The organism is Salinivibrio sp. EAGSL (genome assembly GCF_013366455.1).
GTDB lineage: Bacteria > Pseudomonadota > Gammaproteobacteria > Enterobacterales > Vibrionaceae > Salinivibrio > Salinivibrio costicola.
In genome coordinates this window covers 246,942-258,905 of sequence record NZ_JABWMG010000001.1, presented here as the reverse complement: position 1 = coordinate 258,905, position 11,964 = coordinate 246,942, and the positions used below count along the sequence as shown (strand labels likewise).

Here is an 11,964-nt window from a genome sequence, read left to right as displayed (position 1 = left end):
TGTGGTATCGGATTTAAACCGATAAATGACATGATCAACCCCTAAGATTCGTTTTCTCAATACTCAGGATAGCGATAACTATTTCTTGCACGCAATTCACAGTTTAGCCAGTGCTAACCTAACGATGACAACAAACCTATCCAAAAATCTGGTCTCTTCAGTAGAATACACCGCCATGGTTCTTGATTGGTGGACAATGCGGTGGGATATAAACTCGTTAGGCTGACCGAGCTCATGGCGTATGAGTTTGGGCGAGTAGAGGGCGATATTGAGGCGCTTAATGAGCGAGACCTTGGTAATGTAATGCCTGATGGGGGGAGCTTTTCACAATTTAAAGAAAAGCTTGATAGCGGTGAATTTGCCCTGTTGACTGATACCCCAATGCGGCCCGCGATGGTGCATGATAATACGAATAAGCTCTGGTCCCTCTCGGCAGACACTGAAACGACCCTCTCACCACAAGCCCGTTCAGCACTTGCCGCTAGAGCTAATCAATCTGGCAGTGTGGCCGGCGGCGCTGGTGGTAGCAGTCACAGTGCGCATGCTGCAATCAATATCGAAGACACCTATGTGCCCGAGCCGGTAAAACCTGACCGCTCTAATGCGCCACCGCCACTTAAATACGAGTATTGTTTTGAGATTGCTAGCTCGGATAAGATATTTAGCAAAACGGTGGGGTGTAAGTTTCAATTAGCCACAACACAGCAAGAAGGCGTGAAGGATGATTGGCAAACCGCGCGCACTGAGCATGGCACCAAGTACACCACTTATATCGCATTCAACGAGCCCAAAAAGCTTATCGCTAAAGTTGCATCGGCCTCAATGGGCATTAGCGTGCCCGAGCCCGTGCAGGTAAAGTCGATTGGCTCTGGTATCATCCAAGAAGCCTTTATTCCTGTGACACCTTCTGTTCAACTCGGCGAGCGACTGGGCCTACCCACCGAAGGCTATTACTACCATTTTTACCAAAAGCGCTTAGTGCAGGAGTACAAGCTGCTGGGTGATGGCAAATGGCAGTTTTACGCCACGCGCTCTAGACATGACAGACTCAACCAGGCGCAAGGTTTTAATCGTTATCAAAGCGCCATTCTGGTGTACTGGAAGATTGGCGGCAAAGAGGTCGAAGACCAATATCTTGTCTATCTCAAAGCACCGATCACGCGTGACTTGCTTGATAATCTAGACGATGAATGGCTGGAAGAAAACGGCATTAAACTGTCTATCAATGAATTACTCGCCGCGCCCAAGCAAGCTATCGCCAAACGAGATGAACCTTCATCTGAAAAAGATACCGATAAGCGTGATGAGACAAAACAGCCGACAACCCACACGGTCAAAACAGATCCGACCACCCGCCAACGTGAATCATGGCCAGCTATTGCCGAACAGTATGGCTTATCCGCCAAGCAGCTATTGGATCTAAATCCAAAGTATGACGCCGATCCGATGGCTTTAGCCGTGGGTGATAGCCTAACGGTCAGTCAGCCGGCGGCGAAAAAAGAAAGGCAATCAATAACGCGTAATTTACCACCAGAAAAACCACAGAAATATAACCTTGCTGCTAATACCCACTACACATTTGATGGCATTTTGCAGGGGACGTCGGTCAAACCAATAAATCGTGACAAAATGCTGAGCGCTGAAATTTCAGTTGTCAATTTAACTTAGCTATCCCCTCAAGACGTTGATGATGTGTATCTTGTTTTTGCTGACAAACGAATGAGCATGGAGGATTTTGCGCTTGAAACATATTTATCAAATCAAGAACATATAATCGAGCATGTTCTTAATTCAAATCCTCATTTGAGACGTAGTTTTAGCCAGATTATTGAAGGAATGCCCCTTGTCGTGTCGCCTTGGTCTGAAGTCCATCCGGATGAAGAGTTTGCCATCAAACAGGCTAACGACTTAATGACTGAGTTCCTCACCCTTTCAAGTGAACAGAAAAAGTGGTTCGCAGAGCATCACGAAACAACAACGAATGCGCTACTTTTGAGTGCAACATCTGGCCTAGATATTCACCAGCAGGACGCAAACACATCTATGCTGGCCGAGCTAGATCTTAACCACCTTTTGGCTGGCTCTGGCGCTGTGATTGCCGGCGCTCAGGTCCAAGGTGACAAAATAAGTAAAAAAATGAAGTCCTTTGCAGACTACTCTCGTCACATAGCTTCTCGAACGGAGGGGCTGTCAGGACCAAAGCTATACTCTCACCCTGACTACAAAGCATGGAGAAAAGAAGCCCGCACATTTCAGCAAGAGATGAAGTTAATACTGACGGAGATTGGAAAGCCAGGATATATTAGAAACATACAGACAAAGCGTATCAATAACTACCTAAATGTCGGTAAACGTCAACTTTACCGAGCAAGAGACTTTTCTAAAGCAATTTCTGGTATTGAAATGACCGCGTTGTATAAACAGGCGATGTCATTTAGCCGCTCATTAGGTATCGCTAACGGTCTCGTAATTGGAGCCGGGTTATATGGAAACGCTACTGATGTGGTAACTACATGTAATAGTAGTGGCTGGTTTGAGGAAACCTGCAATCGAAGTGTTGTTAGAAATAGTACGTCAGGTCTGACAAATGTTTTGGGGGGACTTGCTATAGGATGGGGCATCGCTCTTATACCTGCAACTGGAGGATTATCAATTGCATTGGTTGCTGGTGGTTCTTTTATGTGGGGAATGTATGGTGGAGAACTTTCGAACGAAACAGGGAAAGTTATAGAGGAAATGATCTTTGATTGATTTAGTGATTAAAGCCGGAGTGTTACTGCTAGTAGTAGGCGGATTCCCATATTTGATCTTGAATATCTACCTATCAATAAAGCTTCGGAAGAGAAAGTACGAGATCCTTCATTGCATTGTGAATAGTGCTCCATCTAAGTTTAGAGAGCGAGCTAAATTTATTTTAGAGAGTAATCTTTCATGGGTATTTGCTAGCTCTACAAGTCACATATGGTACGCATACCTCATGCTTAGATACGGTTGGCGAATACCGAAGGCAGAGATTCAAGAGTGGCGTCAAAGCATCCAATCTATTTATGGCTCTGATTACCTTATATATAGACTGTCAACTTTATTGGCTAATGTGTGGCTAACAGGCCTCCCTGTTTTATTATTAATCGCTTTTCGTGGATAAAGTTTTTCACAGCTAACATATTCAGCCAGTGCATTGAGACAAAAAAGAATGTGGGGCCAGGATAAAACCTAAGCATAACTTGAGTTCAACGAGCGAAAACAAAATCAGTAGTCTGGGAGGCAACAAGAGGATTACGCGTCGGTGTAGGTATCGAGCCAGTCGCCGTAGAAAGCATCGCCGATAGCAACGGCGAGTCCTCCCCGAATCCTTTTTCTGCTTCTGACTCTTCATCATCAGAAAAGCGTAAAAAAAGCGAGTGAATCTGAGTAGGGTAAGAGATGACACAAGCCCCAGCACAATGATAGATAGGTGCACATTGTAAACGGGCGCCAGTTGCTCTGCGCCATGCAATAGGCGCCTGTAACGATCGGGGTTAATCGTTGGCTTTGATGTCGGATGGCGCGCGGCCCACATCGTGATAATGATTGGCATCGCACTGGCGCTTATACCGACCTACGCGTATTTTAACGTCGGTGGTGCCATTGGCGACGATGACACAAGCCCCAGCGCGATGATGGATAGGTGCACTATGCCGCCTGGGCGCCTGTCACGATCGGGGTCAAATTTGCCCCGGATGTCGGAGGCGCGCTTCGGCTTGGGTATACACGACTAACACCGCACTGGCGCTTGTCCGACCTACGCCTGATTCGAGAACTTGAATACAGATCGCTTCGCTTACGGAGTACGGAAAGAGCAGGACTGTGTGCGTATTGAGGCGCTTGCTCTTTCTGTACTCTGTATTCTGTATTCCGTTTTCCGTGTCGCTTGTAACATTCGATGCCAACATTTGACACCGATGTCGGAGGCGCGCTTCGGCCTCGATGTGCAAGATTGCTAAGTGCCCCCGGCGCTTTTTCGGCCTACGAGTTTGATAGTCAGGGAGGCAATATGCCTCCCTCTACACATCATGGTGGGATATATTATTCGGTTTTGAAATGTCCGATGGTATCCGCCAATCGCGCAGAACGTTGGCTTAAGCCGGTGACGGTTTCTGCCGTGTCATGCGTACGTTGCGAGACAGTCTCTGCTGATTGTGCAATGTCTGTGATGCTTTCGCTAATCTCCGTTGTGACTTGCGTTTGCTGCTGTGTGGCATTGGCGATGTGTGAGGTCATTTGATTAATTTCGGTGACCATGTTGGCAATATCCACCAAGGCGGCGTTGTTTTGCTGACAGTGGTTCACACAAACTTCCACGGTTTGGCTGGTGGTATCCATATCCGCCACCGCTGACTGCGTCTCTTGGCGCAATGCGGCAATTTTATCGCGAATACTTTCGGTGGAGTCCTGGGTACGAGAGGCAAGGGTACGTACTTCTTCAGCGACCACGCTGAATCCACGGCCTTGTTCGCCGGCACGGGCGGCCTCGATAGCAGCATTCAATGCCAACAAGTTTGTTTGCTCGGCAATCGCTTGGATCACATCGAGCACGGTGCCAATTTCCTCACTTTGCTGCGATAAGCGGCTCATGGTCGCCGTGGCGGCGTCCATACTCGATGACAACGTGCGGATCTGTTCCACCAGATCGTCACCAATTTGCGAGCCTTTATTCACCGCTTGGGTGATATCGTCTGACGCGGTTGAGGCTTGATCGGCGTATTGCGCGACATCCGTGACCGATGTAGCCATTTCCGTCGCCGCTGAGGCCACTTGATGGGTATGCTTGACCTGGTCGGTAACGCGATCGTGCATGGTGACTACGTCTTGGTTAATATCGTTAGCGGCTTGCCCAAGTAATCCAGATGCTTGATGCGCTTCTTGGATCACGGTTTGGAAGCTGGCAAACATCTGATTGAGCGAACGGCCGAGCAGCGCCATTTCATCTTTACCTTTATCCGGCAGCCGTTGAGTTAAATCCTTGTCTTCGGCGATCGTCTTAATCCGTGTGGTCACCGCAATCATGGGTTTAGCAATATTGCCACCCAATACATAACCAATCAGTATCGCGACACCCACCAGAACCAGCGATGTGAGCACGGTGGCGTTTAAAATAGTGTCTTTCATGGTCGTCACTTGGGCAAGCGCTTCTTGTTGACTAATTTGATTCACCAACGCCCAGCGCTTTCCAAATACATCAATCGGCGCATAAGCGGTATAAACGGTTTGGTTGCGGTAGCTTTTTTCTTCCCCCGTGCCTGTTTGGCCCGCGAGCGCCTGGGCCACACTTGGAGAATCGATTGGCATTTGTCCAGCCGCGGTGTCAGTGAAGTCGATGCGGTTAATCAAACCGGGTTTTACGCCATTGGTGCGCAACAAATTTAAATAGGCCGATTTATCTTCTTGTAACGCGCGTGCCTCGGTACGGAGAACCTTGTCTGGCCCCACCATAAACATTTCGCCCGTCTCACCAAATCCGGCAGATTGCCAGTGCCCTTGGCCACTTATGACACCGCTTAATCGTGCGATAGGCAGTTTAAAGATCAGCACCCCTTGGGTTTCGCCGTTTTCAACAATAGGGGTAGCGATAAATGAAGCTGGCTCGTCATAGCTGGGAAAATAGGGGCGATAATCAACAAAACTAATGTCGCCTGCTTGCGCGTCGATAGCCTCTAAAAACGCATCTCCCATCCCGCTGGTGGCGTAGGGACCGGCAAACAAACTGGTGCCAAAATCGATTTCTTTCGCCACCGAATAAACGATACGACCGTTCGCATCCGCTAATAAAATATCTTGGTAGCCAAAGGTTTCGGCAAAACGGTGATAGTTGGGATGGTACTGGGTGTGAACGTTATCATAGGTTGACCCGTCATTAGTGGTAACTAACTTGTCTTTCTCGCCCAAAGGGTGCGGGTTACCACTGATGTAAAATTGTTGCAGTGTACGCGTGGCGGGGGCGAGCGCGGCGAGGTTGGAACGAGCGTTGGCATTCGTATCGTTAAGCGCCTGGTAGGCATCACCAAAGGTGTCGGTATAGTAATCCTGCAGGGCGCGGCGTGACGCGCGGTCGGTCCGTACTTCACGGCTGTAGCGTAAATAGGCCTGACTAAATGCGTTAACGGCATTTTCAGTCATGGTTGAATCGGCCATTGATGTCAACTGTTGACCGATAAATGAAAAATAACTGCTTAGCTCTGATTGTTTAGCTTCACGGACTGCTTTGAGCTGGCTAATGGCTTGATCTTGCATCTGGTCGCCAAACAATGCAGTGGTGCGGTTGGCGAGCACTGCTGCGGTGGCGAGAATACAGATAACACAGGCGGAGATGATTGCCGCAGATACCTTTGTGCGAACTTTCATACTACTAAACTCCTGAACGTCGTGACGACGGTATCAAATGAGGGCACTGTAACGGTGCATGGTGAAGAGGGTGGGGCTTATTCAACAGGCCAACAGCATGCTCAAATGGTCAGATCACACTCGAGCATGGCGACACTATGGTATTGGCCGAACTTTTCACCGACATCGTTAAGTTGGCCAACTTGCTGAAAGCCAAAACGACGATGAAGCGCCAGTGAAGAGGGGTTGGGGAGTGTGATCAGCGAGTAAGCACGGCGAAGATCTTGCTCTCGCATCCCCTCGAGCAAAGTGCGCATCAATTGTGAGCCGATACCGCGACCGCCGGCATCAGGCGCGGCGTAAATCGTGATCTCTGAGGCGATATGAAAAGCCTGTTTAGCGTTGAACGGCGTGTTATAAGCAAACCCAACGATTTGTTGATCTTGCTCTGCCACCCAAGCTTGATAGCGGGAGGACGGATCAAATTGCGCAAACCAATGTTCACGCTCTTGCTTTTGCCAAGGGGCTAAATCGAACGTGATCGCAGTGTGGGTGATGTAATAGTTATAAATGGTATTGATCGCGTCACAATCACGCAACTCCATGCGTCGAATAAGCATTTTCGCTTCCTTTTTGCTTTTTTGCGGCGCATAAGATACCGAAGTTCGTCCCATTCGCCAAGTATTGATGACAAATTGCTCATCTTTCGTTCAAACGCGTGGTACGCAAAAAATCAAAAATTGAGAGAAAACAAACTATCTCGTTATATTAATAAAAAAGGGATTGTGACGTGAAATTGATCGGACTAGCATGAGATCTTCACTTCTCGGCATATAAGGACGCGTTTTGTCAGAGTTTAAAGCGACATCCATTTCTCCGGTCGGCCCGTTTTTCTCGCCTATGGTGCAGGGATACTGGCGATTAGATGATTGGCAGATGACCCCGCAGCAGCGGCTCAGTTTTCTCAAATCCCATATTGATTTGGGAATTACAACGGTTGATCATGCTGATATCTATGGAGATTATCGCTGTGAAACCTTGTTTGGACAAGCGGTAAAATTGGATCCGAGTGTGAGAAAATCGATCCAAGTTGTCTCCAAGTGCGACATTAAGTTGGTCAGCGAGGCGGCCCCTAATCGTAAAATTAATCATTATGACACCAGCTATCATCACATCCTGGAGTCGGTGGATCATTCACTGAAGCGTTTAGGGGTGGAAAAGCTCGACGTGTTATTGTTGCATCGCCCTGATGCATTGATGGACGCGGATGAAGTGGCAGAGGCGTTTACAACGCTTCGCTATCACGGAAAAGTCGCGCACTTCGGGGTATCAAACTTTACGCCGTCACAATTTGATTTATTGCAATCTCGTTGGGACGAATCGCTCGTCACCAACCAGGTTGAAATCAACCCGCTACGTTTTGATGTGATCCACGATGGCACGCTTGATCAGCTTCAGCGTCTTCAGATAAAACCGATGGCGTGGTCATGCCTTGCTGGCGGTGAATTATTGACGGGTGAGTCACAACAGGCTGTCCGTGTGCGCGAAACGCTTAGCACTATTGGTGAGGAGTTAGGCGGCGCGAGTATCGATCAAGTGATTTATGCTTGGGTGATGCGGCATCCATCGAAACCATTACCCATTATAGGCTCGGGGAACATTGAGCGAGTGAAAACCGCTAAACAGGCTTATGATCTTAAATTAACGCGTGAGCAGTGGTATCGCATATGGGTCGCTTCGAAAGGGCATAACGTGCCTTAGAGCGAAGGTGTTGGTCATTCGTGCGAAGGCGTTGATCAAGGGAAAAATCAACAGACGGTACGTGGTGCCGTCTTTTTATTTTCAGATGAGCAATGGCGACAAAAAGCGTTCAATCCATGGCTTTTCTGGCGCCTTGCTGGCAGGTTGACCGGTGGAGACGTCCTGTTTACCCGCCGGTAGCTGCTATTTTTTAGCCTGAGACATGGAGTGATGCGAGGTAAGCGCAGACACCTCTAGCATCGGTGCGGCATCAATATCGTCTGCATTCATCATTGATGAGATACGTTGGACAGAGGACAGCAGCAGAGATTGTTCCCATTCTTCTAGGTTTTGAAAGCGTGAGATAAAGTTCTCCTGCAGTGGCTTAGGGGCTTGTTCCAATGCCGCTTCCCCTTGTTCGGTCAGGTGTGCGTGCACTTTACGCTTATCAAGCTCGCTCCGGACACGCAAAATCAGCCCACGCTTTTCTAAGCGGTCCAAAATGGTGGTTGCTGTGGCCTGGCTCATGTTGGTATGGACAGATAACTTACGAATCGTCACTTGACCAAGCTCCTTAATCGCACGCATCAGTACCAATTGGGGGCCAGTGATCCCCGATACTTTGTTAAGCTTTCGTGAATGCAAATCGATTGCGCGTATAATTTGCCGCAATGCGACCAGTACTTCTTCGTGTTTTTCCATTACCTCACCTCCACCAGAAAAAATTGCCCCCGAAACTTACAATACCCGCGGTTGTAGTGCAAAGACATCGAGAGAAAAATCGATGATTTATGTTTGTTTCAACGAGAAAATAATCGACGTGCTTTCAGTCTATTATAACCATTAGAGTTCAAATTAAATCTAATTTATTGTTATTTTTGACTGTTTCAGTGAGTAAATGCAAAAAATGGCCTTTAGTCATCGGTTTACCTAAACAACAGGTCGGATGTGCATTGCAACGTATTGCCGTCAACCTTACACATAGCATAGCCATCACACTTCGCGTAATGAGAAAAATTCTTTGTTGCATTTCGTAACATTATGCTTAGAATTCTTTCGTACAAACGATAATGGTTATCATAACCGTTCATATAAGGCGAAGGACAACACGACTATGGAATTGACACCGTTTAAGCGCAACCTGATTGCGCTCTCACTATTTGCGGCCCCATTTGGCGCTAATGCGGCGACCCAACAAGAGGTCGTGGCACATTATGCAGACATTGCTCACGCCGTTTTTGCTGATGCTCACACAACCGCGGTTGAACTCGACAGTGCACTGAACGCTTTTGTTGCCGAACCTTCTGAAACAACCCTTCAGGCAGCTAAAAAGGCGTGGCTAGATGCACGTGTGCCTTACCAACAGTCAGAAGTTTTTCGCTTTGGTAATGCCATTGTCGATGACTGGGAAGGACAGCTCAATGCTTGGCCTTTGGACGAGGGGTTAATTGATTATGTCGCGGATGGCTATCAGGCAGAACTCGGTAATGCCGGAGCGACAGCTAACATTATTGCGAATCAACGCATTCAGATTGGCGCCACCGATCTTGATGTTACTGACATCACGCCAACACTGCTCGCAAGTTTAAATGAAGTGGGCGGCTCAGAAGCCAATGTGGCATCGGGCTACCATGCCATCGAGTTCCTGTTGTGGGGGCAAGATTTAAACGGCACCAACGCAGGAGCCGGTGAGCGCCCTTATACCGATTTCGCCTATGGTGAAGCGTGTACCCATGACCATTGTGATCGTCGTCGTGATTACTTGAAAGCGGCTGCTGATCTATTGGTTGATGATCTGGCGTGGATGCGTGATCAATGGGCCGAGGGTAACAAAGATAATTACCGTGCGAGTCTGCTTGCCGATTCAAGTGAGAATGGCCTACGCAAAATGCTATTTGGTATGGGATCACTGTCGTTAGGTGAACTGGCGGGGGAGCGAATGAAAGTCGCGCTAGAAGCCAACTCAACCGAAGATGAGCATGACTGTTTTTCTGACAATACGCACAATTCGCATTTTTATAACGAGCAGGGCATTTACAATGTCATGACGGGGACATATCAGCGCGTGAATGGTAATACCTTATCGGGACCGTCAGTCCTTGATTTGGTTAGAGATAAAAATGCCGATGCCGCAGAGGCAATTAAAGCCAGCTTTGATCAAGCGCAGCAGCAAGTTAAAACCTTGGTTGTTTCTGCGGAGGACAACAACGTGTATTTTGATCAGCTGATTGCTGCTGGTAATAACGAAGGGAATCAACTGGTCAACGCATCTATCGCGGCGCTGGTGGATCAGACCAAGCATATTGAACAAGCGGCGCAAGTGATTGGTATTGATAACCTGAATCCAGACACCGCTGATCACCAATTCTAAACGACATATTATTCTAGTTAGCCCCGTGGTACGGGGCTTTTTGCCTTGTCAGGACACACTATGAAGCCCAATGTCATTGCTTACCTCAACGTGACATGTCTTACTTTTTGGTGACCACCTCCGCACTTGCGTTCGAGCGCACATCCGGTGGGGGAACAACCGTTATCAAGGAAGGACCGAACGCCTTTTCCCAACCTGCCGCTAACCTGCCGATGAGTGAGCGCATTGATTTCAGTGTCGGTAATAGCTTTTTTCGTAATCCTTGGGTCAGTTCACCGGCATCAACGGATGCCCGTGACGGCCTTGGCCCATTATTTAATACTAATGGCTGCCAAAATTGCCATATCAAAGATGGGCGAGGTCATCCTCCATCGCCAGGTGATATCAATGCCGTTTCCATGTTGGTTCGGCTGAGTGTGCCAGCGATGAGTGAAGCGGAAAAACAAAAGCTGATCCAATATGGCAATATTCCAGAGCCCAATTATGGCGGTCAACTTCAAGATTTTTCCTTACCAGGCGTCAAGCCAGAGGGCAAAATAGCAATCAGCTATCGCGAAGTACCGGTGACCTTTGAAGACGGTGAGACTGTGACATTACGCCAGCCAAACTTAGCTATTACAGACCTTAATTATGGTCCGATGGCAGAGAATGTGCAGCTGTCAGCGCGGATTGCACCACCGATGATAGGTCTTGGGCTACTCGAGTCGATCCCCGCTGAGGCGATCTATGCGTACGCCGATCCTGAGGATGCCAATGGCGACGGTATTTCCGGGCGCCCCAACCAAGTGTGGGATATCGACACACAGCGTACCGCACTGGGGCGGTTTGGGTGGAAAGCCGGATTACCCAACGTGAATCAACAAAATGCAGCCGCTTTTAATGGCGATATCGGGCTAACAACCTCGATGTTCCCTCATCATAACTGTATGCCGTCGCAGTCGGTGTGCGACGATATGCCCAATGGCGGCGATCCCGAAGTGAGTGATAATATTCTCGACTTTGTTGAATTTTATGCTCGCCATCTCGCGGTTCCCGCGCGTCGTAACATCCAAGACTCGCAAGTCCAACGAGGGCAAGAGATGTTTGTTAATGCTGGATGTAACGCTTGTCACGTTGAGTCGTTCACAACAGCAAAACGTCCTGATCTGGCGGCACTGAGTGAACAAGAAATTCACCCCTATACCGACTTACTGTTACACGATATGGGAGAAGGACTAGCGGATCACCGTGGTGAGTTTATTGCGAACGGCCGAGAATGGCGAACGGCACCACTTTGGGGTATTGGTTACACCAAAGAGGTTAATGCTGATGGTACCTACTTACATGACGGCCGCGCCCGAACGTTGATGGAAGCCGTTTTATGGCATGGTGGCGAAGCCGATGGCGCCAAACAGCGTGTACTGGCGATGCCAAAAGCGGACCGTGATGCGCTGATTGCATTTTTACGTTCATTATAAAAACACTTATTATAAAAACACCATGCTGGAGTCTTG

At 48.3% G+C, this 11,964-nt stretch carries 6 protein-coding genes and 1 pseudogene; 4 read left to right on the top strand and 3 right to left on the bottom strand.

The window, feature by feature from the left end:
- Positions 1–189 precede the first annotated feature (189 nt).
- Positions 190–2,751: pseudogene (locus HLG76_RS01145) on the top strand (LysM peptidoglycan-binding domain-containing protein).
- Between the two features lie 1,314 nt (positions 2,752–4,065).
- Here HLG76_RS01145 and HLG76_RS01140 read toward each other — a convergent pair.
- Positions 4,066–6,381: a methyl-accepting chemotaxis protein gene (locus tag HLG76_RS01140; RefSeq protein ID WP_021023625.1), complete on the bottom strand. Its 2,316-nt coding sequence runs from the start codon at positions 6,379–6,381 to the stop codon at positions 4,066–4,068.
- Between the two features lie 101 nt (positions 6,382–6,482).
- Positions 6,483–6,980 carry a GNAT family N-acetyltransferase gene (locus tag HLG76_RS01135; protein WP_175992917.1) on the bottom strand — a complete coding sequence of 166 codons (498 nt, stop codon included), beginning with the start codon at positions 6,978–6,980 and terminating at the stop codon, positions 6,483–6,485.
- Between the two features lie 280 nt (positions 6,981–7,260).
- Between HLG76_RS01135 and HLG76_RS01130 the strand changes: the two genes are divergently transcribed.
- A complete protein-coding gene (locus HLG76_RS01130; RefSeq protein WP_077460668.1) occupies positions 7,261–8,121 on the top strand; it encodes an aldo/keto reductase family oxidoreductase in 861 nt (286 codons plus the stop codon).
- A gap of 183 nt (positions 8,122–8,304) precedes the next feature.
- On the opposite strand, the gene HLG76_RS01125 is transcribed toward HLG76_RS01130, so the two are convergent.
- Positions 8,305–8,802: a MarR family winged helix-turn-helix transcriptional regulator gene (locus HLG76_RS01125; protein WP_021023622.1), complete on the bottom strand. Its 498-nt coding sequence runs from the start codon at positions 8,800–8,802 to the stop codon at positions 8,305–8,307.
- Between the two features lie 412 nt (positions 8,803–9,214).
- On the opposite strand from HLG76_RS01125, the gene HLG76_RS01120 reads away from it, so the two are divergent.
- Together HLG76_RS01120 and HLG76_RS01115 are read left to right on the top strand one after the other, a co-directional pair.
- Positions 9,215–10,471, top strand: a complete 1,257-nt coding sequence (locus HLG76_RS01120) for an imelysin family protein (protein WP_077660802.1) — start codon at positions 9,215–9,217, stop codon at positions 10,469–10,471.
- 95 nt (positions 10,472–10,566) lie between these two features.
- Entirely contained in the window at positions 10,567–11,928 is a 1,362-nt protein-coding gene (locus HLG76_RS01115; RefSeq protein ID WP_175992916.1) for a di-heme oxidoredictase family protein, read from the top strand.
- The last annotated feature ends 36 nt before the right edge of the window (positions 11,929–11,964 follow it).